This window comes from Flexivirga sp. YIM B11880, assembly GCF_058148645.1.
This window is the reverse complement of the sequence record NZ_JBMAMH010000015.1, coordinates 42096-65333: the sequence shown is the minus strand read 5'-3', so window position 1 is coordinate 65333 and position 23238 is coordinate 42096. Positions and strand designations below refer to the sequence as shown.

Annotated in this window: 16 protein-coding genes; 2 read left to right on the top strand and 14 right to left on the bottom strand. The window is 69.5% G+C overall.

What is annotated here, in order from left to right:
- Nucleotides 1-6: 6 nt before the first annotated feature.
- Both ACN8HC_RS17120 and ACN8HC_RS17115 read right to left on the bottom strand, forming a co-directional pair.
- Entirely contained in the window at nt 7-714 is a 708-nt protein-coding gene (locus ACN8HC_RS17120; RefSeq protein WP_490076049.1) for a class I SAM-dependent methyltransferase, read from the bottom strand.
- The gene (locus ACN8HC_RS17115; protein WP_490076048.1) at nt 714-1574 is read right to left on the bottom strand and encodes a class I SAM-dependent methyltransferase; all 861 of its coding nucleotides are present in this window, start codon (nt 1572-1574) and stop codon (nt 714-716) included. Before ACN8HC_RS17115 ends, ACN8HC_RS17120 begins: the two co-directional genes overlap by 1 nt.
- A 109-nt stretch (nt 1575-1683) precedes the next feature.
- On the opposite strand from ACN8HC_RS17115, the gene ACN8HC_RS17110 reads away from it, so the two are divergent.
- Nucleotides 1684-2967 carry a glycosyltransferase family 4 protein gene (locus ACN8HC_RS17110; protein ID WP_490076047.1) on the top strand — a complete coding sequence of 428 codons (1284 nt, stop codon included), beginning with the start codon at nt 1684-1686 and terminating at the stop codon, nt 2965-2967.
- Nucleotides 2968-3054: 87 nt separating this feature from the next.
- Here ACN8HC_RS17110 and ACN8HC_RS17105 read toward each other — a convergent pair whose 3' ends face one another.
- The 5 genes from ACN8HC_RS17105 to ACN8HC_RS17085 are packed head-to-tail and all read right to left on the bottom strand — an operon-like array spanning nt 3055 to nt 11241.
- On the bottom strand, nt 3055-3207 hold the full coding sequence (locus tag ACN8HC_RS17105) for a hypothetical protein (RefSeq protein ID WP_490076046.1): 153 nt from the start codon (nt 3205-3207) through the stop codon (nt 3055-3057).
- A gap of 46 nt (nt 3208-3253) precedes the next feature.
- Nucleotides 3254-4972: an MmpA family trehalose lipid delivery protein gene (locus ACN8HC_RS17100; protein WP_490076045.1), complete on the bottom strand. Its 1719-nt coding sequence runs from the start codon at nt 4970-4972 to the stop codon at nt 3254-3256.
- The gene (locus tag ACN8HC_RS17095; RefSeq protein WP_490076062.1) at nt 4969-6039 is read right to left on the bottom strand and encodes a glycosyltransferase family 4 protein; all 1071 of its coding nucleotides are present in this window, start codon (nt 6037-6039) and stop codon (nt 4969-4971) included. Before ACN8HC_RS17095 ends, ACN8HC_RS17100 begins: the two co-directional genes overlap by 4 nt.
- An 8-nt stretch (nt 6040-6047) precedes the next feature.
- Nucleotides 6048-6878 (bottom strand): glycosyltransferase family 2 protein, encoded by an 831-nt coding sequence (locus ACN8HC_RS17090; protein WP_490076044.1) that lies wholly within the window; start codon nt 6876-6878, stop codon nt 6048-6050.
- Nucleotides 6871-11241 carry an alpha-(1->3)-arabinofuranosyltransferase domain-containing protein gene (locus ACN8HC_RS17085; protein WP_490076043.1) on the bottom strand — a complete coding sequence of 1457 codons (4371 nt, stop codon included), beginning with the start codon at nt 11239-11241 and terminating at the stop codon, nt 6871-6873. Before ACN8HC_RS17085 ends, ACN8HC_RS17090 begins: the two co-directional genes overlap by 8 nt.
- Before the next feature lie 103 nt (nt 11242-11344).
- On the opposite strand from ACN8HC_RS17085, the gene ACN8HC_RS17080 reads away from it, so the two are divergent.
- Entirely contained in the window at nt 11345-12601 is a 1257-nt protein-coding gene (locus ACN8HC_RS17080) for an MATE family efflux transporter (protein ID WP_490076042.1), read from the top strand.
- Here ACN8HC_RS17080 and ACN8HC_RS17075 read toward each other — a convergent pair.
- The 7 genes from ACN8HC_RS17075 to ACN8HC_RS17045 form a co-directional block, all read right to left on the bottom strand.
- Complete coding sequence (locus ACN8HC_RS17075) at nt 12563-13399, bottom strand: class I SAM-dependent methyltransferase (protein ID WP_490076041.1); 837 nt, start codon at nt 13397-13399, stop codon at nt 12563-12565. The two genes, ACN8HC_RS17080 and ACN8HC_RS17075, sit on opposite strands and share 39 nt — an antisense overlap.
- Before the next feature lie 65 nt (nt 13400-13464).
- A complete protein-coding gene (locus ACN8HC_RS17070) occupies nt 13465-14913 on the bottom strand; it encodes a phospholipase D-like domain-containing protein (RefSeq protein ID WP_490076040.1) in 1449 nt (482 codons plus the stop codon).
- Nucleotides 14914-14961: 48 nt separating this feature from the next.
- Nucleotides 14962-16305 (bottom strand): ArgE/DapE family deacylase, encoded by a 1344-nt coding sequence (locus tag ACN8HC_RS17065; protein ID WP_490076039.1) that lies wholly within the window; start codon nt 16303-16305, stop codon nt 14962-14964.
- A 9-nt stretch (nt 16306-16314) separates the two neighbouring features.
- Entirely contained in the window at nt 16315-18252 is a 1938-nt protein-coding gene (locus ACN8HC_RS17060; RefSeq protein ID WP_490076038.1) for an acyltransferase family protein, read from the bottom strand.
- Nucleotides 18249-20207: an acyltransferase family protein gene (locus ACN8HC_RS17055; protein ID WP_490076037.1), complete on the bottom strand. Its 1959-nt coding sequence runs from the start codon at nt 20205-20207 to the stop codon at nt 18249-18251. Before ACN8HC_RS17055 ends, ACN8HC_RS17060 begins: the two co-directional genes overlap by 4 nt.
- Nucleotides 20204-22153, bottom strand: coding sequence for an acyltransferase family protein (locus tag ACN8HC_RS17050; RefSeq protein WP_490076036.1), 1950 nt, complete (start codon nt 22151-22153; stop codon nt 20204-20206). Before ACN8HC_RS17050 ends, ACN8HC_RS17055 begins: the two co-directional genes overlap by 4 nt.
- Before the next feature lie 71 nt (nt 22154-22224).
- The gene (locus tag ACN8HC_RS17045) at nt 22225-23193 is read right to left on the bottom strand and encodes a nucleotidyltransferase family protein (protein WP_490076035.1); all 969 of its coding nucleotides are present in this window, start codon (nt 23191-23193) and stop codon (nt 22225-22227) included.
- Nucleotides 23194-23238 lie beyond the last annotated feature (45 nt).

The following is a 23238-nucleotide window of genomic DNA, read 5'->3' as shown; positions in this document are numbered from 1 at the left end:
ACTCGCTCACCGGCGTCGCAGGATCAGCAACAGGTTCCACGTCACGAACTCCCGGAGGCCGGGCACACGCAGCACGTGCCGTGCCCCGTCCGGGAGGTAGCGCGGGCGCGCGACCAGCACGTCCACGTCCGGCTGCTGTCGCGCCCAGTGCAGCCCTTGCGCAACACTGACCCGGAACAGCGTGCTGTCCACGGTGTTCTTCGGCGGGTGCCCGTGCCGGCGGGCGTAGCGACGCGCCGCGCGCTGCCCGCCGAGCCAGTGCCAGGGCGAGGTTTCGTGGCCGCCCCAGGGCGAGAGCCAATTGGTGTAGGACAGAAACACCAGGCCGCCCGGGCGCACCACGCGGACCATCTCGTCGGCGGCGTGCTCCGGACGCCGCACGTGTTCCCAGAGATTGCTGCTGAACACCACGTCGACGCTTCGATCGGCGAACGGGAGCGCCTCCGCGGTCGCCACCACCCCGCCGTCGTGCACCGACGGCACCGTCGGGTCGTGGTCGATCGGCACGTACGTCGCGCCGGCGGCGCGGAACGCGTGCGCGAACTCGGCGGGTCCGGCACCGACGTCGAGGACGTGGGCACCGTCCAGCGGGATGAGCTCGCGGAGCAGCTCGCACGAGTCACCGGCCAGCGCACCGTAGAAGACGTGCGGCTCGGACTGCTCGACGAGGAAGGCGCGGAACAACCGCACCGACCGGCCGATGCCGCGATCCATCAGCCAGCCTTCCGCGCGGTCAGATGCAGGGTCGGCCGCAGTGCCGGTCGGATGGCGCGCGCCCCGAGCACGAGGGGTGCGCTGGCCAGCCCGGCCAGCAGGACGGGACGTTCGGCGAGTATGCCGTGCGGCCGTGTCCGTGGTCGGACGCGTCGGGCGAGGCTGGCGACATCGGTGACCAGGCTGTCCATCACCGGTCGAGTCACGCGCACGTCGGCCAAGCCTACGGATGCGGCGGCGCGGCGCAGGCTCTCGGCGCTGAAGAACCGCACGTGGGTGGGGTCTTCGAGCATCCACCAGGCGGCACCGTAGAGGCGCAGGCCGTCGCTGTCACCGGCCGGCGTGAGGAACTGCACGGTGCCGCCCGGCTGCAGCAGGGCGGCCGCGTGCTCGAGCGTGCGCACCGGGTCCAGGACGTGCTCGAGCACATGGATGCCGTAGACCAGTTCCACCTGGCGCCCGGTCGGGTCCAGGTCCTCGATCGGCTCGCTGTGCAGATCGCCGCGGGCGCGCACCACCGGGTCGACGCCGATCGCGAGCTGGTCGGGGTCGGTGCCCCCGACCGAGGCGCCGGCCTGCAGGAAGCGACGCAGCAGCAAGCCGGCGCCGAAACCCACCTCGAAGACGGACCGGGGCACACCGCTCGCCGTCAGGGTCCGGAAGGTCAGCGCCAGCCGCCAGGCGTCCAGGGTGGGCTCGCCGCCGTAGGGGTGGTCGCGATGGCCGGCCGGTGCCTCCGTGAGCGTTCGCGTGAGGTGGCCGCAGGTCCCGCACTGCCGCACGCTTCCGCCACCGCGCAGCGGCCGGCGGCCCGTCATACCCCCGCAGATCTCGCAGCACTCGTCGGCCGGACGAAACACGGAAGTCCTCCAGTTACCAACGGGTGTTACCAACGGGTAGCATTCGACGCTACTGTACCGGTGCTCGGACGACATGTCGGGCACCGCATTCCCCGCGTGAGGAGACTTCGTGCGTGCACGTCCGGAGATGGCAGGCTCACCGTTGCGCGTGCTCTACCTGACGTGGCGGGACCGTGACAATCCCGAGGCGGGCGGCGCCGAGACGTTCACCGAACGCACCGCGGAGGTGCTGACCGAACTCGGCCACCGCGTCACCATCTTCACCAGCCGCTTCCCGGGCGCGAAGCCGGTCGAGGACCACGGCGACGTGCGGGTACTGCGCAGCGGCGGCCGCTTCACGTGTTACCTCGCCGGTCTGCTGTATGCCGCGCGCCACCGGCGCGACTACGACGTGGTGATCGACGTCCAGAACGGCGTGCCGTTCTGGACTCCGCTGCTCGCCGGCTGCCCGGTGGTCAACGTGATGCACCATGTGCACCGCGACCAGTGGCATGTGATCTTCGGGCCCCGGCTGGCACGCTTCGGTTGGTTCCTGGAGTCCAAGGTCGCGCCGCGGGTCTACCGGAAGTCGCGCTATGTCACGGTGTCCCAGGCGAGCCGGGCCGACCTGATGGGCCTGGGCATCGAGCAGCACCGGATCGACGTCGTCTACTCGGGCAACGACCGGCCCGCGGAGCTGGAGAGCGGTCTGATGCATCCGAAGTGCCCGACCCCGGTGCTGACCGTGCTCGGCCGCCTGGTGCCGCACAAGCAGGTGGAGACCGCGATCGACATTCTCGCCGAGCTCGTACCCGCGCACCCGGAGTTGCGACTGGACGTCATCGGTACCGGCTACTGGCGCGACGACCTGGTGCGGCACGCGACCGAGCGCGGGGTGCGCGACCGGGTCGACTTCCACGGGTTCGTCGACGATGCGACCAAGCACCGCCTGCTCGGTCGGTCCTGGTTGATGCTGATGCCCTCGCAGAAGGAGGGCTGGGGCCTCACCATCGTCGAGGCGGGCCTGCACGAGACGCCGGCGGTCGCCTACGCGCACGCCGGCGGACCGACCGAGTCGATCCAGCACGGTGCGACCGGGCTGCTGGCGCACACACCCGAGGAGATGTGTGAGCAGGTCGACGTGCTGCTGCGGGACGACGAGCTGCGCACGACCTTGGGCCGCGGCGCGCGCCTGCACGCGCTGAGCTTCGACTGGGCCAGCAGCGGCAAGGCCCTCGAGCTCACCCTCAAGTCGGTGCTCGGCCTGGCGCCGCGGCCGGAGCAGCCGTCCGTTCGGGTCTCGCGACTACGCTCTGTCCGGGAAATCGTGGCCGATCGGCGTGGCGCCCGGGCCGATGGGAGTGGGACCGACGACGGGCTCGAGGACGAGACACCGGTCGCTGCCAACTTCTGACCGGCATACTCCTCACCCTCGGGCGGTATACCGGCCGAAGGGGCGGTCATCCACCGGATGACCGCCCCTTGCCTCGTGTGTCGCGACCTACTGGTTGTAGTTGATCGTCGAGGAGAACTTCTGCGGCTGGGTGACCGATCCCTGCTGCGCGATCAGGCCGAAGATCGCCACCGTCGCGAGGACCGCGCCGACGACGGCTCCGCCCACGTTGTAGAGGATCTTCTTGTTGGACTCGCCCATCGCTTCCCTCTCGGTTGACGCCGTTCGACCTCATGTTACCCATCAGTCAGTCCTTGCGTGGCAATCCTTCCGCCACGAGTTGCGCGCCGACGACAACGAGCGACAGGCCGGCCAGCGCCCAGCCGGTGTAGCGGTCGACCCCGCGATTCGCCGGGTGCGGTTGCGCACTGCCCAGGTCATAGAGCCGCAGGGTGCCGTCGACGGCGATCCGGTGGGTGCCGCGCAGGTCGGGCACCCCGCTCGCCACCGGCTGGTCGGTCTGCACCAGCACGTAGCGCACACCGGCACCTCGCAGCGCGGGAAGCACGTGGCGACCGGATCGCACCGCTCCAGTGATCCGGGCGGCGCGCGGGCTCTCCCCCGGCACGACGGTGCCACCGGCCAGCGGAAGCTCGTCGTTGACGAGCACGTCACGGTCGAGCAGCCGCTGCCAGGGGTCGAGCAGCACCCGGTCCTGGTCGAAGGCGTACCGCCGGTAGAGGCTCCATGGGAAGACCGCGACCGCACCGGGCGGCAGCGCATTGATCCGCTCCGCGGTCCGCAGGTATGACGAGGGATAGTCGACCGCGCTCAGGGATCCCCCGGCACCCCACGCCAGCCCGGTCAGCGTGGCGACAGGCCAGCACGCGACCAGGGCGGCCACGGTGACCGCACCGGCGCGGTCCACGCCGGCCGCGACCCCGAGGGACCGCACGCGTTCGACGAGCCGCCCGGCCAGTACCGCGACCAGGACCATCCAGAGACCGACGAACTTCTGGGCGTCACGCAGCAACCCGCCGCCGGGCACGCCGGTGACCAGGGCCGTCACCGCGCCGCGACCGACCGGAAACGCGCTGGCCGCCGCGAGTAGCAGCCCCACCAGCCCGGCCAGCGTCAACCCGGCGAGCAGGGGGGCGGCTCGCCATACCCGATCACGGACCGCGAGGACCACCGCGAGCAGCACGACCAGCAGCGCCGCTCTGGAGACCACGGCCGAGTTGCGTTCGGCCGGCCACACGCCCTGGTTCCAGATGCCGCCCCCGGTGAGCAGCGAGCCGGCGACACCCCACGGTGTGTCGGCCTTCGACATGAACGCCGTGACACCGAGACGGGACGTCGAGCGGGTCGGTGCGAGGACGAGGTAGGAGAACCACCAGGTTGCATTGGCGAGCACGAAAACCACGAGTGCCCAGACGAACTCGCCCACACGAGGTCTGCCGCGGCCGCCGGGAGCCGGCATCATCAGCACGGCCAGTGCCGCGATCAACCCCAACACCGCACCGGTCGAGCCGGTGGCTGCGCTGAGCAGCAGCCACACACCGAGCCTGCCGCGGGCGCGCGGCCGCCCCGCACGGACCGCTGCAGCGGCACGTGCCAGGAACGGCACGCACGCGTAGCCGAGCAGATACCCCCAGTGGCCGATCGAGAGCCGCTCGGCGACATACGGGTTCCAACAGGAGACCAGCGCCGCCGCTGCTGCGCCGAGCCGGCTACGCAGCAGTGCACCGACGCCCGCTCCGGCAAGCACGAAAACAGCCAGCAGCAGAAGCTTTTCGACGACCCAACCCGGCGCGAGATACGACAGCAGCGCCACGACGAAGTCGTTGGGCACGGCCCGCGGCACCGATCCGTCGACCCCGAGCGTGCGATCGCTGAGCGCGAGGTGCGGCACGAACACCAGGTCGTAGCGGAGGATGTAGCCGGGAGCGAGCGAAGGGCCGAGCACGATCAGGCCGCAGAGCAACCCGACGATCGCGCCGATGCCGCGCCGCCCGACCCGCGTCATGGGGTGCCTTGCGCCTCGATGTCGGCGAATGCCGCTCCCATCCGGGCACATTGGGTGGCCAGGTCGTGCTCGGCAAGGATGCGGGCGCGGTTGGCCGCGCCGATGCGCAGCCGCAGCTCGCGGTCGGTCAGCTGGGTGACCAGCGCGGCCGCCAACGCCTCGGCGTCGTCGTCCACCAACACGTTGGGCGGCCGCACCGCCTCGTCGTTGGTGCCGCACCGAGTCGTCACCACCGGGATGCCGCACGCCTGTGCCTCCAGGTAGGCGAGGCCGAACTGTTCGGTCCACTTCCAGGTCGGCCGTGGTGCGGTACAGAAGACCGCCGCATGGCGCACCAGGTCGGCGACCCCGTGCGAGTCCAGCTGCCCGGCAAGCTGGACCCCGGTCGCGGGGTCGGCCGCGGCGCGCTCGACCAGGCCACGCAGGGGGCCGTTTCCCGCGACGACGAGCCGGGCCTCCGGCACCTCTGCACGCACCAGCCGCATCGCGTCCAGCACCCGGTCGATGCCTTTGTTGGGCGCGAGGGGCGAGCAGAACACGACGACCGGATCGTGCGTCGGTGCGGCGGCCGGGGTGAAGACCTCGGTGTCGACGCCGGGTTTGACCACGCGGATCCGGTCGGCCGGAAAACCGTTGTCGATCAAGTGGGTTCGTGCGGCATCGATCATGCACAAGAAGAGGTCCGCGTCGCGGGCCGAGTCCAGCGCCTGCTTGTAGGGCGGGATCCGGTAGAGCGGCTGCCGGGAGAGGTTCTCCCAGCTCACGACCGCCTGCCGCACCCGACTCCCGCGTCGCCAGCGGCTGGCCTGACCGGTGACCAGTGAGCAGAGCTCCAGGGTCGTGACCCAGTCGTATGCCGCCGGCCGCTGCTTCTGCAGCCCGTTGACCCAGGCGAGCGCACCCGCCTCGATGAAGCGCTTGACCGGCCGGCGGTAGCTGCTCGGCACCCAGGTGATGTCACCGACCGGCTCCTGAGCGGCCAGCGCGGTGACGTCGGTGCCGGGCATGCGACTCATCCAGTAGAGCTCCCGCCGAGGGCGCTGATCCGGCAGCGACACCCACAACATTCTGCGGCTCATGGCTTCCGCCGCGCCCTGTCCCTCTTGCCACGACGCGCTCCCGCGGTGTAGCCGAGGACCTCCAGGCCACGCAGCACCACCATGCCGGTCGCGTGGAACGGATCACGTGCGAGCAGACGCCAGTTCACGGCATACGCCTTCAGGACCGCTCGGCCCTGTGCCCCCACTGCGCCCTCGTGCTGCCCTGCGAAGGCGGGGATGCTGCGCCCGTAGTAGTAACGCTTGAGCACCACGTCGCGGACCGTCAGCCGGCCCTCGTCGTGGTCGACGACAACCGGCGCGAGTTCGATGCCGCGGCCCTCCGCGCGCATCCGCAGGCGCAGGTCGGCGTCCTCGGGGCCCGACATCTGCAGGTGGAACCCGCCCTGGGCGAGCAAGTAGTCGCGACGCACCAGCCGAGGGTTGTGCAGCCACGGCTGGTTGAGGTAACACGCGCGCTCGAGCGAGCGGCACGCCGTCCAGAAGCCGTCGCCGATCGTGCGTTCCGGCAGCGCGACCCCTGTCGCCCCGGTCGACACCGCGGTCGCGACGGCCTGCTCGATGCTCCGTGCTGGCAGCACCATGTCGCTGTCCAGCCAGAGCACCCACTGGCCTTGCGCCTTCTTGATGCCGAGATTGCGCTGCGCTGATCTTTCCGGGCCGCCCGTGACCGCGACATCGGCCAGTTCCACTGCCACATCGAACGTTTCGTCGGTGCTGTCGTTGTCGACGACGAGCAGCTCGACGTGCGGGTAGCTTTGGTCGCGCACCGACTGCAGGCACGCGCGAATGGTCCGTGCGTTGTTGCGCGTGGGCACGACGACGGACACCAGCGGCTGATCATTCATCGGCGGTCGCCCCGTCCGCCCGACGTAGGGCACCGACCAAGCCGATCACCAGGCCGGCCCCGGCGAGCCAGTGCGGCCACATGCTGCGTGCCACACCGTCCGCGCTCAGCGTGCCTCGAGCATCACCGAGCACCAGCAGGTAGACGCCCATCGCCACCAGCAACAGCACGGCGCCGGCCAGCTGCAGCCACCAGGACGGGATCGAGCGCCGTCGGCGCAGCACCGCGACGACGATGGCGCCGGCGGCCAGGCCGGCCCAGCCGACGAAGAAGCCGGCCACCAGGATCAGTCCGGCCTCCAGCACCGGCCGGGGCAACGGCGTGCGCCCGATGCGGCTGGTCCGCCGTGGCGGCCGGACGTTCGCAGAGGTGCGTCGCGGCGCCCGTGGCTGCCACGTGTCACTCATGCCGAGGTTGCGTCCCACCGCACTCTCTCGATGCCCGGGGCCGGCAGCAGCACTCTTGCGCGGCCCGGACATACTCATCAGCCGCTCGACGGCACCATCGACCGGCCCGAGGTCGGCCAGCCGTAGATAGAACAGGTCCAAGTCTTCGTCATCGAGTTCCGCATCGTCCGGGTCCGCGTCCTCGGCCCGGCGCAACTTCCGCAGGAACGGGAACATCACCAACGCGATCGCGAGCAGCAGCACCGCAACGCTGATGCCGAGGGCGACATCGGCACGCAGTTGCGGGCGGTAGCTGATCCGGATGGTGTATTTCCCGGCCGTCGGCAGCAGCCAGCCGGTGGAGTAGCCGTCGATCAGCTGTGGCTCGCCGAGGTCTGTGCCGTTGGCGGTCGCGTGCCACCCCGGCGCCAGACTCTGACCGAGCACGATGGCTGCCGGCCCGTCGGTCGTGACGCGAAGCGTCTTCTGCGTGCTCGAGTCATCCCTGATGTGGGTGACCGGTTGCCCGGTCGAGACCGGCGCCGCGGCTCGTTGCGCGTCGGTCAGCTGCAGGTTGTCGAGGGTGAAGCCGGCGACCGGTTCGATGCGATGCGTGCCCTTCGCCAGGTGGAGCGAGCCGCACAGCGCCCAGCTGGTGCCCTGATCGGACGGGCTGCTGAGCTGCGCGCCGGTGAGTCGCATCCGGATCGGCCCGCCGTCCACCGTTGCAACGGTGAAGCACCGGGGGTCGGACGTGCCAGCGTGGGCGACCGGACCGAGATTCAGCTGCCGCATCCGCAGGCCCGTGTCGATCGACGGGAAGCGCGGCGGCACTCCGCTGCCGTTCCCGGTGATGGAGTCGATGGTCATGCGGATCTTCTTGCCGCGCACCGGTTTTCCGTTGACCTTCGGGATGGCGATCCGCGTGGTGCCGGCCGCTTTGAGCACGGCGGTGGCGACCTGCTTGCCGTCGACGGTGATGGTGACGTGCTTGGCATAGGGGTCCGCGGGGTTGGAGGTGTCCCCGGCCCCGGACTGCTGGGTGACCTTGACGGAGGTGATGTCCCGCTCCGGCCCGGCGAGCTGCCACCAGGCTCCGACGAGCTTCCCGCCGGGCTGCCACGCCGTGGACGAGCTGCCGTCGGCGGCCATCGCGGCCCGCGTCCCCGCCAGCCGGAAGTAGAAGTCGGACGAGGTGGCCCGCACAGCGGACGACAGGCCGGCCAGCTTGTCGTAGATCGGCTCGAGGGATCCGTCGACCCGGACGGCGGCGGTCGCGTGGAAGGTGCGACTGTCCGGAAGGCTGACGACCCGACGTAGCTGCGTCTCGGAGTCGTCATACGGGTCGGACGTGCCCTGCTCCCGGGTCAGCAACACGTCCAGCGGGGTGGCGTCGAACGCGGTCCGCACGGCGGGGCTCAGTCGCTGGTAGAGCCGGTCGAAAGTGAGCGGCGCGCGCGCCGACCGGATCGCGGGCTGACCGGGCAGCTGCACGTCGGTGAGGCCCACCAGGTTGTAGCCCTTGCCCCGGATGGAGTCGATCGTGACGGTGACCTGTTTGGCGGTCGTGCCGCCCATCGGGAAGTCGGCGTAGCCGGTCGACGGGAGCCGGCGCGTCACCGATCTGCCGCCGGCACGGACGGTCACCTTGTCGATCTTCACCCTGCCGATCTGTGCCTGGGCGATCCGGATCGTGCCGAGTTCGTGCTGTGTCGGCTCGGTGATCATCAGCCGGTTGCCGGGCGCTCGGCGGAAGTCTCCGAACAACCAGGACGTGGTGGGGTCGCCGTCCACGGCGTTCTCCGGCACGGCGTAGGGCTGGTCGAAGAACGCTCCACCCTCGGAGGTGGCCGTCACCGTGGCGCCGCTTCGTTCCAGGACGGTCTGGTCGTCCGGGTCGTTCCCGAGCGTCCGGGTCACGCCGAGCGGCTGATCCGCGGCCAGCAGGGGACCCTGGTTGTTCGACAACCGGTTGGCGATGGCGTCCCGCCGGGCGTTGGTGTCGGTCAGCACCAGGGTGTGTCCGCTGCCCAGGTCGTCGGCCAGCTGGGCAGCGCTCAGGTCCTGGGCGTAGCGGAAACTCGGTGTGCTGCGCAGCAGTCCGGCGCTCACCATCGCCGGCACGGAGAAGCCGTCGCCCGCAACCACGAGTGCGTGCTTCGTGGACTCCACCCGGACGCTGGACGTCGGGTTGTTCACCGCATAGCGCTGCAGCGGCGGCAGCTGGCGTTCCTCGGCGGAGCTGTCACCGCTGGCGACATACTCACCCGGTAGGCCGTAGTTGGCGACGCCGAACAAGCCCTTGTCCTGGGCGGCGATCGCCGAGAGCACGCTGGGCCGTACGCCGTCGGTGTCCTCCCAGTCGGTGTCGTGTCGCATCAGGACGGTGTCGGCGCCGAGGTAGCGGGCGTAGGCGGAAATCATGCCGGGTGGCACGACACCGTTCTCGAGGGTCGAGTCCAGGGAGGCGAGGAAGTTGCCGCCGGGCGGCGAGGCGTTCGGGCTGGTCTCCGGCAGGATCACCTGCCGGTCGAAGAGCGAGTTGGCGACGTCGTCGGGCCGGTCGAGGGTCCATCGGTATGCCGCCCGGGTTTGTCCGGGCAGGAAGAGCACGGCTGCCTCGTGGTTGCCACGGTCGATGGCCGAGGCGGCCTGCTTCCAGTAGCCGGGGATGTCCATCGGCGAGGTGTAGAGCCGGCCGGTCAGCGCCGGCAGTGTCCATGCCATCAACAGCATCGCGACGGAGACGGCGGCGATGGGCGCAAGCCCGTCGCGTCGCATCACCCGGGGGCCGACGGCGGCGGCGCCCGCACCGAGTGCGATCGCGAAAGCCAGGGCAAGCAGGGCGCCCGCCTTGTTGGGCGTCCGGAACGCTCCCATGCCGGGCAACTCGACCAGCCAGTGGAAGACGACGCCGAACGGTGACGCCGCGTGCCCGGCCGCCGGGAACATGCCGACCATCGTCACCGCCGCGACAGCGACCGTGCCGGCGACGACCACACGTGCCGCGCCGTGCAGCCAGCGCATGGCGAGCAACGCGAGCGCCGGCCACAGCATGGTCAGCACCATGACCGTGGTGCTGGTGAAGTAGACCGCGTCTTGCGGCACCCACGCGCCGTGGTTGTCCTGCCCGTAGAGCGACCACAGCCCCATGCCACGGAGGACCTCGGGGAAGGACGACACTTTGGCGATGCCGGTCAGCGACTCCGATTCCTCGACGATCTGGCTGCCGGTCGCGATGGCACCGAAGCCGGGGATCAGCCAGTAGAGCGACACGCCCACCACGAAGACCGCGCACTTGGCCAGCGCACCGAGGATCACCGGCCACCGGAGGCGCCATACCCGCCGCGCGACCCAGAGCACCGGCAGCAGGCCGAGCAACTGGAAGATCGGCACCACGGCGACGTTCATACCGCTCATGGCGAAGAACTCCAGCCCGAACACCGCCGGCCAGCGGAGCCCGCGCCAGGAGAACCACCGGTCCCCCGGCTCCGACAGCGCGTTGACGAAGGCGAGCAGCGACCACGGGAGCAGCGCCATGGGCAGTGCGATCGCAAGGGTGCTGCCGGCCTGGATCGTGTACGGGTTCGCGAGGACGAACACGCCCGCCGCGAGCCCGGCCCACACTCCGCCGCGAGGCAGGAGCCGGCGGGTCAGTCGCGCAGTCCCCCAAGCGGTCGCCAGCCAGAGCGCGAAGTGGAAGACCTTGAACGTCCACTCCGGCGACAGGCCGATGCCGCGCAGCGCACCGGTGACGAGCAGGACCGGCACCAGGCCGACGTTGAAGTTCGGCGAGCCGAGGTATGGCGTGCCGGTCCATGCGGACAGGTATTGGCGGATCATCCGACCCGGCGCGAGATAGACCTCGGGCTTGATGTCGGTGTAGAAGTGCCCGAGTCCGTTGAGTACGACGACGAGCGCGAGGAGCACAGTCAGTGCGAACACGGCCAGCCGATAGCCGGTCATCAGTCGGCGCACGTGAGTCGGCTCCCAGGGTCGAGTTCGGCTTTCGTCGCCGGCGCAGCGGCGGTGCTTGCGGTTACGAGCACCCAAATATAACTCGCGAGTAACCTTTGTGGTCGTGAGCACACGCAGCGCCCTTCGGGCACCGTCCTCGACGGCGACCATGGGCGCGTTGCTCGGTCTGGCGATGGGTATGGCGAACGGGCTCGGCTACCTCGTCGTGATGCTGCTGTCGCGCCCACTCGGCCCCGGCGAGTTCGGCGGCTACACCGCGCTGTCGACGTATGGCGTGCTGCTGGCCATCCCGGCCGGCGTCTTCCAGATCGTGGTGGCACGACGTCTCTCGGGGGACGATCCCGAGCAGCCGACGAGTGCGCTGCAACCGGCGTTGCTCATCGGCGCAGCCTGCTTCTTGGTCACGGCGCTGATCTCGCCCGCGCTCGCGCGCTGGTTCCACCTGCCGTCCGGGTGGGCGGCGGTGCTGCTCGGCGGCATGCTCGTGCCGATGATGGCGACCGGCTGCTTCCAGGGGATCCTGCTCGGCCGTGGCCGGCTGCGGACGCTCGGCGGCCTCTACCTCGTCAACGCGGTGACCCGGTTGCTCGCCGCCGCGGCCAGTGCACTCGCCGGCGCCGACGTCACCGGCGTGTTCGCCGCGATGCTGATCGCCGGCGGCGCCACCGCGCTCGTCGGAGCATGGCTGTGCCGTGCCGATCTGCGGCTGCTGCCGCGCTCCGGCCGGATCGCCCACGAGCTGCTGCGGTCCAACAGCACCCTGGCGGCATACATCGCCCTGACCAACGTCGACATGCTGCTCGCCCGGCACTTCCTCAACCCGCATCAGTCCGGCGGCTATGCGCTGGCGTCGACGTTCGCGCGGGCGATGTGCTGGGGGACGCAGTTCGTCGCGCTGATCATCGTGCCCCGCATGCAGGGCTCCCGGCCGAGCCGCACACTGCTCCGGGCGAGCGCCGTGGTCGCCGCCATCGGGGTGGTGGGCTTCGGTGTCGTCGCCATCTCGCCGCGGATGTGGATCACCGTCGCGGGCGGCACCGACTACGGCGAGTTCGGTCATCTCGCGCTGCTCTGCGTCGTGCTCGGGGTCGCGTGGGCGCTGGCCCAGGTGTGGCTCTTCTCCGAGATGGGCAGCAACGCAGGCCTGCTCGGCGGCCTGACCTGGGCGGTGATCGCCGCGGAGGTCGTCGCGATCGCCGGCGTCTGGCATCACTCACCGGAACAGATCATCGGGGTCTGTTTCGTCGGTGCGCTGGTGGTCGCCGTGGCCGGTTTGGTGCGTGTCGTGCTGCGGCATCAGGCGTCCGCGCTGCCCGACGAGTCAGTGATCGTCGCTGCCGATGGCCCGCGAGCGGGATAGCACGAGTCCCGCGAGACTCCTGACCGGGCCCGGGAACCGGTCGGCGAAGCCCCACGCGACCTTGTTGACCCGGTCCTGCACCGAGGTCTGGTAGTGGCGCAACAGTTCGTCCGTGCGGCTGGGGCGCCGACGACCGTCGGTGCGTCGGAAGACCAGTGCGTGCAGTCCGTTGGACCAGCGCGGGTCGTCGGCGTGCTCCGCATCCCAGGCGGCCGCGATGCGCCAGCCCGGGTGGCGGCGCAGGAAGATCCGGTGGGCCCGCTGCACCACCGGCCAGCTGGCGTCGTCGATCAGCACGAGCGCCTCGTCGGCCAGCACCGGTTCCACCACGGCGAGTGCCAGGTAGTGCGCCAGCAGCGTGTGTTCGCCGTCGTAGAAATAGACGCCGACCGGGCGGTCGACGACGCCGGGCTGCGCCATCAGGGTGAATGCGTCACCCTCGAGCAGCCGGATGTCGGCTGCTCCGCCGAATCGGCTGAGATTGTCGGTCAGTTCGGCCCGGGCCTCGTGGCCCGCCATACCGAACTCCAGGAAGTTCTCCATCGCGAAGAACGTCTTGTCCTCGTTGCCCTGGACGGCGGCGACGAGGGAGCGCCCTTTGAAGGTGCCGACCTCGAGGTAGGCCTCGCCGTCCGGCAGCGCGCCGGCCGCGGCATTGAGGACCGCGAGCTCGTTGCGGCCGGTGTAGCCGGCAACCTGCTCGGTCAGCTGCTGCCAGCGAGCGTCGACCGGGTCGGTCGACCGTGGGTCACCGGGGAATGCGTCGGCCAAGGCGTCGAAGACGCGAGAGGTCTGCATGAGCGCAGAGACTAGCGCCGGCTCTCCGGCGGGTTACCGACGAGTTCGATATTCGTGTCGCTCGATCACCCGTCGACGAGCAGCCCACGCAACGGGCCCTGCAACCGGTCCAGCCGGTGCGACAACCCGGAGATGTGCCGGACTCGGTGGATCGGGTCTGCGTGCTCGTCGGAGATGGCGTCCTGTGCATCGCACTGCTTGCGCCAGACCGTGTCGATCAGCGACGCCGGATCACCATCGAGCTCTTCGGCCGGCAGCTCGAGGTGCTCGCTCCAGAGCCGGATCCGGGTGGTGCGGGCGAGTTCTCCGTCCAGCGTGAGCAGGTTCATCTCGGTGTCGTTGTAGAGCGAGTGCTCGTTGAGGTTCGCCGAGCCCAGTGTGAGCCAGCGGTCATCGACGATGCCGATCTTCGCGTGCACGTAGACGCCCGGGCTTGCCGCAGTGGGGCCCAGCACCGTCGCGGCGAGCATTCGGCCGTGGTCGTCGGCGTCGATCAGCCGGCCCAACTGCCCGCGCGTGGTGTCCTTGCCGTTGTTGGGGCGCAGCGGAAGCACCAGCAACAACCGGAAATCCGGGGTCGGTGGATTGCGCAGCTTGTCGATCAGGATGTCGACGATTTCCACGGACCACAGGAATTGGTTCTCCAGATAGATGAACCGCTGTGCTCCGCGCAGCGCTTGCAGATAGGCGGCCAGGACCGAGAATTCGCCGTCGGGTAGGAAGCCGTAGACGTCATTCGGCACCGTTCGCAGGACCTGGAGGTCGACCTCGCCGACCGGCTCACTCGGACCCGAGACGGTTAGCTCGTGACCGGTCAGCTCGCGCCAGCGGTCCACGAAGTGACGCTCGACATCGGCTACAGCCGGTCCCTGGATGACGCTCGCGCAGTCGTGCCAGCCCAGTTGCCCGGCTTTCGGGTGCCGGTTGCCGTCGAGCCGGTTGCCGCCCAGGTGCGTCAGGTCGATGCCGCCGACGAACGCGACCTCGCCGTCGACGATGACCAACTTCTCGTGATGGCAGTGCAGTGTCCGCTCCCGCTTGTCCAACTCGCACTCGATGCGTGAATCCCGTTGGAACTCAAGCCGGTCCTTCGCCACGTGGCCGCGAGAAGGCGAGAAGACGGGCAGCGGTGGACCCGCCCACATGAGCAACCGGACCGGAACGCTCTCCGCCTTCTGGGCCAGGAGATCGCGCAACGGCGGCCCCTCGGGACGAAGGAGAAAGTCGGGGCTGGTGTGCCAGCCCGCGATGTGAACGTGCGACCGCGCTCCCGCGATTGCGTCCTGGATCCGCGCCAGCGCCTCCTCGCCGTCGACCAGAACTTCCATCCGGTTGCCCGTGCGCACCGGGACGCCGTCGACCCACCCAGGAGGATCGGCTGCAGCCGGCGGGCGGGTCAGTTCGGAGTGTCCGTGTCGCCGCAAGCGGAACCGGTGCTCGGCGGCGACCGCGGCCTCGACGCCGCTGCCGAGTTTGTCGTCGAACCAGTCGAGCACGGGCAGTCGGCCCATCATCGTCGTCCGCCTTTCTGGATGTCACCCCAAACCTACCGACCGGCGAGATCATCCGTCCCGTTTCGCAACCGCTTGCGCGGCGAGCAGTGCATACACCCGCGCGCACGCCAGCACGTCGGCGAGTTCGACCGATTCGTCCACCGCGTGCGCCTGCTCGACGCGTCCCGGGCCGTACTGCAGGGTGGGCACGCCGGCGGCGGCATACAACCGCAGGTCGGAGCCGTATGGCGCCCCGGCCACCGCGGGCGCCTTCTCGCGCACGGCAGCCACCGCCTCGCTGACCCGGCCGAGGAGCTGGTGCCCGGCCGGCAACCGCCCGGCCGCGAACCGGCCGCCGGGCCAGCTGACGCGCACCGGGTGATCGCGCAGCCACTGGTCCTGCTCGCACGCTGCGGCCACCGCCTGCTCGAAGGCCCGCTGCGCGTCCCCGATCGCCTCCCCCGGCCGCACTCCGTAACGACCCTCGGCGACCAACAGGTCCGGAACGGTGCTCGCCCAGTCGCCTGCGCGCACCACTCCGATCGACAGTGGCCAGGGCAGTTCGAGATGCGAGAACTCCGTTGGTACTTCAGCGTTTCGATCTCTCTCCAGGCGACGAAGCGCGTCTTGCACCACGTCCAGTTTGTCGAGAGCGCTCACCCCCTGCCAGCGCTGGGAGCCGTGGGTCGCCAGACCCGGCACCTCGATCCGGAAGGTCAACGAGCCGGCATTGGTCGGGATAACGGCCTCCGCGGTCGGTTCAGTGATGACGCACGCCGCTGCCCGGTGCCCCCTGCGCAGCGTCGCGAACGCGCCGAGACCACCGTCTTCCTCGCCGCTCACGCAGTGGATCGCGATCGGTCGGGTCCGGTCGATGCCTGCTCGCCGCAGCGCATCGACGGCGGCGATCATCGCGACCACTCCGGCCTTCATGTCACAGACCCCTCGGCCGTAGCCGATGCCGTCCTGGATCCGCAGCACGAACGGGTCGCTCGTCCACGCGCCGACGCTGGCCGGGGGCACCACGTCGGTGTGTCCGCAGAAGGCGAGTGCCGGAAGCTGTGTTGCCGTGGCGGCACTCGTCGGAGGAAGCACACCGACGACACCCAGTGCCTCTGTCCGGTCCACCTCCGCGCCCGGAAAATCCGGATCCGCGGTCAACTCCGGAAGGTCGATCCGCCACTCGTCGACGTCGAACGCCAGCATCCGTAACCGCTCGGCACACCACCGCTGCGCAGCCACTTCACCGGCGGTGCCGCCGACCGACGGAATACCGACGAGCGCCGCGAGATCGGCCAGGATGGCCGCGTCGTCCAGCTGCTCCAGTACGCGCCGCTCGTCGGCGCTCAGTTCGCTCACCAGCGCAGGATGCCACTCCGCGGGCAGCAGTGCGACCGGTCCCGGATCACTCACCGGGGAGATTCAGCGCTGAGCCGCAGACCGTGCGACGGGTGCGAGCCAGGTCCAGATCATCGTGGCGGCGTCCGGCGTGAAGTGCAGCGTGTCGTGGTAGAGCTGCACACCGTGGACCGCCGGCTGGAAGCCGTGCGGACACAGCCGAGCGTGGAGGTCGGCGAGACGTACCCCAGCGTGCGCGGAAACCCATTGAGACATTACGTCGTTCGTCCATTCGACCGTGGTGTCGTTGCTTCCTTGCGCGGCGAAGAAACGCAACGAGGGATCCAGCTCGTTCGGGTCGATGCGCCGGCACGGCAGGTTCACCAGCGTGATCGTCGCGACACCGGCACGGCGTGCCTGATCGCGGATACCGGTCAAGGTGCCGTCGATCAGGTCGCGCATGGCGGTCGTGCCGGGTCGCACCGCGTGACCGGCGACCTGGTGCCCGGTCAGGAATTGCGCACCGGCCACCAGGATCATCGAGCCGTCGTGCGCGTCGCGCATTTGCCGGGGCCAGTCGCGCCGCCACGAGGCACATTGCGGCTCCGGCTCGCCCACCGAGCCGTCGTGCCAGGTGGGGTCGGCGATCAGATCACAACCGATGAGCGTCTGATCGGTCAGCCGCAGATCGCCATACTGGGCCGGTCGCCAGCCCGCCATGAGCGACGAACCGACCGAGTCGCCGAGCACCCCCACCCGATAGACGGTGTCGCTCGGGCGGTACGCCGCTTGTCCGGGGACGAGGCCGGGCGTCGACGCAGCTGCTCCCGCGCTCCCCTGCCACAGCACCATGCCGCCGAGCAGCGAGGCGATGAGCATCCCGATCGGGATCGTCCGGCGGGCGCGCCGCCGGCGCCATACACCGCGCAGGCCGGAGCGCATGATCGGCAGCTCCAGGTAGCGGAACGAGACCGATGCCACGGCAAGCGCCAGCAGGAGCTGAATCGCGCCGGCCAGCCAGCGCGGTAGGACCGGCATGGTGAGCCAAAGATGGATCGGCCAGTGATAGAGGTAGAGCCCATAGGAGATCCGCCCGAGATAGACCAGCGGCGGCCACGAGAACATCCGGTTGATCAGTAGCCCCCGCTGGTCGATCGCTGCGAAGCCCATCAACGCGGCGGCGACCGCGAAGAGCAGCATGCCGCCGTCGTTGTAGACCCAGGCACTGGTCGGGCTGAGCACGAACAATGCCGCCAGCGACGTGCCGAAGCCGATCCACGCGAGCACATGGGTGGTGCCGCGCGGCAGTGAAATGGGCTCTTTTCCATGGCGATCCACGGACAGCAGGAGACCGGCGGCGACGCCGACGAGCAGCGCCTGGGCCCTGATGTCGGTGCCGTAGTAGAAGCGTGCTTCGTCGCCGAGTCCGCCATAGTGCAGATGTGCCGACCACGCCGCCGACAGCACGGCGAGTGCGAACGCGCACGCCGCCCGGGACGGGCGGGAGCGCAGGAACCAGCAGATCAGCACGATCACGAAGGGGGCGACGACGTAGAACTGCTCCTCGACGGACAACGTCCAGGCGTGACGCAACGGACTCGGCTCGCCGAACATGCTGAAGTAGGCGTCGTGCCGGCTGATCAGTCGCCAGTTGAGAAAGAACCCGAGGGTGGCGACCGAGTCGCCGCCGGTCTGCTCCCGGTCCACCGGATCCGCGAACAGCGCGGCCTGCAGCAGAACCGCGACGACGAGGACGACCATCGCCGGCACGATGCGCCGGACCCGGCGCCGGTAGAAGTCGAGCGGGCTGACTCGCCCGGTCCGCCCGAACTCCTTCACCAGCATGCGGGTGATCAGGAACCCGGAGAACACGAAGAAGTGGTTGATGCCGACCCAACCGCCGACCAGCGCGGTCACGCCGACGTGATAGAGCATCACGAGGACGACGAACAGCCCCCGGTAGCCGTCGATGGCGTCGTAGCGCCGGCGGCTCGGCGCAGCGCGAAGGCCCGGTCGGCTCATCGATCCTTGCCCAACTCCGCGATCAGAAAGGCCCAGACGCTCGGCGTGAACTGTGGCGAGAAGTGGATGTCATCGCCGAAGATCGGCATGCCGGGGATGGAGCGTGGCGTGCCGTTCGGGCACACAGCCCGGTGCAGGTCTGCCAATGGCACCCCTCGCGATGTGGCCCACCGACGAATGAACGCGTTCATCTTGTCGCCGGACTTCACTTCGCGCATCAGCTCGGGGTCGGTCTTCTGCAGGGAGCCGATGATCGCTCGGAGGTCCTTGGGTACGGTGCTGCGACAGCTTCCGGTCACCACGGCCACTCGTGAGTCGGCACGGTGCGCGGCGTTCACGACCGCATCGAGCCGCTGCGCGACGGCGTCCTCATACCGCTTGTCCCCCCACCAGAGGACGTCGTTGCCGAATTCGTGCCGAAACGCGAGGAGGGCGCCCGGGAAAATGACCAGCAGATCGCTGTGTGCATCGGCGACGTTCGAATTCAGGGTCTGCTGAAAGCTCCGGCACTCGGACGAGGCGGGCCACGGGTCCCCGTGGGCCGGGTCGATCCACGGCTGTGGCAAGAAGTCGCAACCCGGCAGCGCAACAGCTCGCGCGGTGACTCCGGGAAATGCACCCGAGGGGTAGTTCTTGACCAACAGGTATGGCACCGAATCGCCATACAGCGCAACGGTGTAGGGGTGAGCGGGCTCGTGGAACGCCGGCTGCCCGGGCAGCAGGGGGATGATCCGTGCCGTGCTGGCGAGCGCCGGCTGACCGGCACCGGCACTCGGTGCGCCCACCCCGATGCCCGCTGCGGCAATCGCGAGAACAGCCACTGTGGCGGCTGCGATCGACCGGGCCCGGAAGACGCCGCCGGCGATCGAGCGCCAGCCGCGGTCGTGGATGGGCCGCTCGATGCGCTGGTAGGAGACGGTCGCGACACCGATGGTCAGGACGAAGCCCAGCACGACCCGCAGCACGGTCGTGCCGTCCGGCAAGAGCTCGTCGAGCCACAGGCCGATCGGCCAGTGCCAGAGATACGCGCCGTAGGAGATCCGGCCCAGCGCAGCGAGCGGCCATACGGAGAGTGTTCGCTGCAGCGGCCCGATCCGCTCGTCGGCTGCTGCCCAGACCCAGGCGACGGCCGGCACGGACAGGGCGAACATCCCGCCGTCCGCCATGAGTGGCGTCTGCGGGACCGCGACGACGAAACCGACGACCGTGACGGCTAGGCCGGTCCAGCCGAGCAGCTGAACGGTCTTCGCTGGCAACGGGTTCCGCCGTTCACCGGTTCCCAGCTGTGCAGTGAGGACACCGACCACCGCTCCGAGGAGGAGCGACTGCGCGCGCGTGTCGGTGCCGTAGTAGAGGTGCGAGCGGGCGACATCGTTGCCGACCCCGACGTACGCCATCCAGGCCGCCGAGACCAGCGCCAGCCCGAGCAGGGTCAGCATCAATGCTCGGCGGGTGCGCAGCACCGCCATCTGCAGCAGCACCAACGCCGGGACAACCAGATAGAACTGCTCCTCCACCGAGAGTGACCACGCGTGCTGCAGCGGGGACGGCTCGGCGAACTGGGCGAAGTACTGGTTGCTCTGGGCGATCAGGCGCCAGTTCATGAAGTAGCCCATGGTCGCCAGCACGTCCCAGCGAAGCGAACTCCGCACTGTGCCGGGAGCGAACAGGAGACCGTAGCCGACGACGGTGGCGAGCAGGACCGCGAGCGCCGGGAACAGTCGACGGGCGCGTCGGGCGTAGAACGCCAGGAAGCTGATCCGCCCGGTGCGGGCCCGTTCCTGGACCAGCAACCGGACGATGAGGAAGCCGGACAGCACGAAGAAGACGTTGAGGGTCAGCCAGGCACCCCTCAACTGGGTGAACCCGAAGTGGTAGCAGAGCAGGAAGATGACGAGGACGCCGCGTATCCCGTCGAGGGCTGCGAGGCGACGAATGACAGGTGTTCCTCTCACGGTGCGGCCTTCGGGACGTTGGGCGCCCACTTGACGAGCTGCGGCATGAGCCACTTCCAGAAGGCTGTTGCCCCGGCCTTGGTGTAGTGCACGCCGTCGTCTCGCAACTGCACGCCGTGCACCTTCTCGGTGAACTTCCCGGCCGGACAGACCAATTCGTCCGGATCGACCAGATGCACCGATGAGGAGTGATCGGCGGCGAACGCCTCCAGCACCCTGTTCACTGCTGCCGCCCGCCTCGGATCGTTGCGCGCGGTCGCCATGTTGACGCCACCGACGACATACTTCGGCTGCCCGTAACAGGGCACCTTCGGGATGATGATCGGGGCGCGTGCACCGGCCCGCTGCATCGCGGCGAGCCCGTCGTCGAGCCTGCTTCTGAGGTATGCCGCATAGGCGGCGCTGCCGACTGTGAGGATCTTGCCGTCGACGTCGTGGTCGTAGACCTCCCAGGCGCCCAAGCTCCAGACGATAAGATTCGGCCGAGTGCTGGCGACACCGTCCGACCATTGCAGGAAGACGTTGTCGCAGCCCTGCTCCGCGGGCTGCGCCGTGCCGTCGACGACGATGTGCTGCTCGGCCGTGCCGCAGCCGAAGTCGACGTCCGCAGTGGGTTTCACATCCGGAAAGACGGCTGCCGGGAAGTTGTAACCGAGTGAGAAGCCGACCGAGTCACCGACGATGAGCACGCGGTAGCGCCCGTCGCCTGCGCCGCTGACCACGGTGTTCGAGCCGGCCTGCGCGGTCGGCGCGAGCCGCATGCCGTTGACCGAGACCGCCACAATGACGGCCGTCACGGCAACGGCAGCCAGCGGAAGCGCGCGCCGCAGCTTCGATCCGAACCTGCGCAGCGCGCCGGTCCGGATCGGGTTCTCCACCAGATAGTAGGAGGCGGCGGCGATGCCGAAGGTCAGACCGAAACGCAGCAACTGCAGCGGTATGCCGGACAGATGGACGCGATCGGCCGTCAGCACGACGAAGATCGGATAGTGCCACAGGTACAACCCGTAGGAGACCATCCCCATCCAGGCCAGCGGCCGCCAGCCGAGGGCCCGTGCCACTGGACCGGCCGGCAGCAACTCGACCACGAGCACGAGGCCGGCCGCGATGAGGTCGAACGTCAGGTAACCGCCGTCGAAGACCCAGCCGGACACCGGCACGGTGGCACACCACGCCAGGACTCCGGCCAGGCAGGACCAGCCCGCTGCGCCGAGCGCCGCCCGGTGCCGAGCCGCCCATACCTGGAGACGGTGAACGGGCAGCCGCGAGAGCCCGATGGCAAGCGCTGCGCCGACGAGCACATCCTGCATGCGGGTGTCGGTGCCGTAGTAGACCCGCGACGGATCGCCACCGGGCGTGTACAGCACGGCCATCGCGATGGCGGACGCGATCGCCAACAGGACAACCACCACGAGCGCTCGGGACTTCGCCCGTCGGCCACCCAGCCGCAGGACGGTGAGCAACACCAACGGAAAGAGCAGGTAGTACTGCTCCTCGATCGCGAGCGACCAGGTGTGCTTGAACGGCGAGGGAACCACATTGCCGAACTGCGCGAAGTACGACTGCCCGGTGATGATGTAGCGCCAGTTGGCGACGTAGAACAGCGACGCCAGCCCATCGCCCCGGATCGTGGACGGGGTGTCCTCGCCGAGAAGCCGAGGGACGACCAGGGAAACGGACGTCAGGAGCAGCAACAGTGCCGGCAACAAGCGGCGGGCCCGCCGGAGATAGAAACCCGGTAGGTCGATCGAGCCCCACTGGTCGTACTCCCGCAACAGCAGGCCGGTGATCAGGTAGCCGGAGACGACGAAGAAAGTGTTGACGCCCCAGTAACCACCCTTCGCCCAGGAGATCGGGACGTGATAGGCGAGGATCGTCAGCACCGAAATCGCGCGCAGTCCATCGAGCGCCGGGCGGTATTGACTGCCGGTGGGTCGTGGGCTCATCTGGTCACGGGGTGCTCGGGGCTCGGGGTCGCGTCAGCATACTTGCCGCGACCTGGGTCACATGCGTGGGCTTACCGATGAGTAAGTATGCCGCTGAGGACGCGGTCCTGGCAGCTCGAGCCGGGCGAAATCGCAGCACCGGTCGCCACCACACACCGTTCGAGCCGGGCGCCGGCACCGACGCGTGCTCCGGGCAGCACGACGCAGCCGTCGAGGTGAGCACCGGTCTCCACGACCGCGCGCTCGTGAACGCTGGTGCCGCCGGACAGGTGGGCATCGGGTGACACCGACGCACCGGTCCCGACATACGACCCATCCGGGAAGGACTCCGCTCCCGGCAACGCGCCGGTCACTGCGTCCACACACGCCAGCCGATAGGCCTCGGGGTTGCCGACATCGCGGAAATATCCGTCGCCCCGCCACCCGAGGACTACCTCGCCGGCCGTGATCAACGCGGGCAGCAGGTCTCGCTCCCAGGAGGACCGACCCGTCGGCAGCGAACGCAGCAGCGCGGCCGGCACGACATACGTCCCGGCGTTGGCCAGCCCGGGACCAGTACCGCTCTTCTCCGCGAACGCGCTCACCCGTCCGGTCTGGTCGCAGATCGCCTGTCCGTATGGCGCGACATCGCGCACGGCCCGCACATGCACCGACACTGCGCCCGCCGCTGTGGCGAGCAGTTGCTGCGACAGGTCGTGGCTCGAGAGCAGATCACCGTTGACCACGATCACCCGGTCGACGTCGGGGAGCTGCGCGACGGCGGCCCGCAACGCGCCACCGGTGCCGAGCGGTTCCCGCTCCACGCTGTAGCCGAGCCGGACTCCCCACCGGTCGCCGGCCCCGAGGACGTCGGAGAACAGACCGGCCAAGTAGCCGGTGGCGATCACGACCCGCCGGACACCGACGGCAGCCAACCTGCGCAGCTGATATCCGACCAGCGGTGCCGCGGCGAGCGGCAGCAGCGGCTTCGGGCAGTCGTCGGTCAGCGGACGCATCCGGCTGCCCTCACCCCCGGCGAGCACGATCGCACCGACTGTCACGGTCGCATTATGGCCGGTCGGCCGCTCGGTTACCCTGCACGCACC

Bases quoted from the DNA above. Each gene is read 5' to 3' on its own strand.
- ACN8HC_RS17075 (WP_490076041.1), bottom strand. From the start codon at position 13,399: ATGCAGACCTCTCGCGTCTTCGACGCCTTGGCCGACGCATTCCCCGGT.
- ACN8HC_RS17090 (WP_490076044.1), bottom strand. From the start codon at position 6,878: ATGAATGATCAGCCGCTGGTGTCCGTCGTCGTGCCCACGCGCAACAAC.
- ACN8HC_RS17070 (WP_490076040.1), bottom strand. From the start codon at position 14,913: ATGATGGGCCGACTGCCCGTGCTCGACTGGTTCGACGACAAACTCGGC.
- ACN8HC_RS17120 (WP_490076049.1), bottom strand. From the start codon at position 714: ATGGATCGCGGCATCGGCCGGTCGGTGCGGTTGTTCCGCGCCTTCCTC.
- ACN8HC_RS17050 (WP_490076036.1), bottom strand. From the start codon at position 22,153: ATGAGCCCACGACCCACCGGCAGTCAATACCGCCCGGCGCTCGATGGA.
- ACN8HC_RS17100 (WP_490076045.1), bottom strand. From the start codon at position 4,972: ATGACGCGGGTCGGGCGGCGCGGCATCGGCGCGATCGTCGGGTTGCTC.
- ACN8HC_RS17060 (WP_490076038.1), bottom strand. From the start codon at position 18,252: ATGAGCCGACCGGGCCTTCGCGCTGCGCCGAGCCGCCGGCGCTACGAC.
- ACN8HC_RS17105 (WP_490076046.1), bottom strand. From the start codon at position 3,207: ATGGGCGAGTCCAACAAGAAGATCCTCTACAACGTGGGCGGAGCCGTC.
- ACN8HC_RS17095 (WP_490076062.1), bottom strand. From the start codon at position 6,039: ATGTTGTGGGTGTCGCTGCCGGATCAGCGCCCTCGGCGGGAGCTCTAC.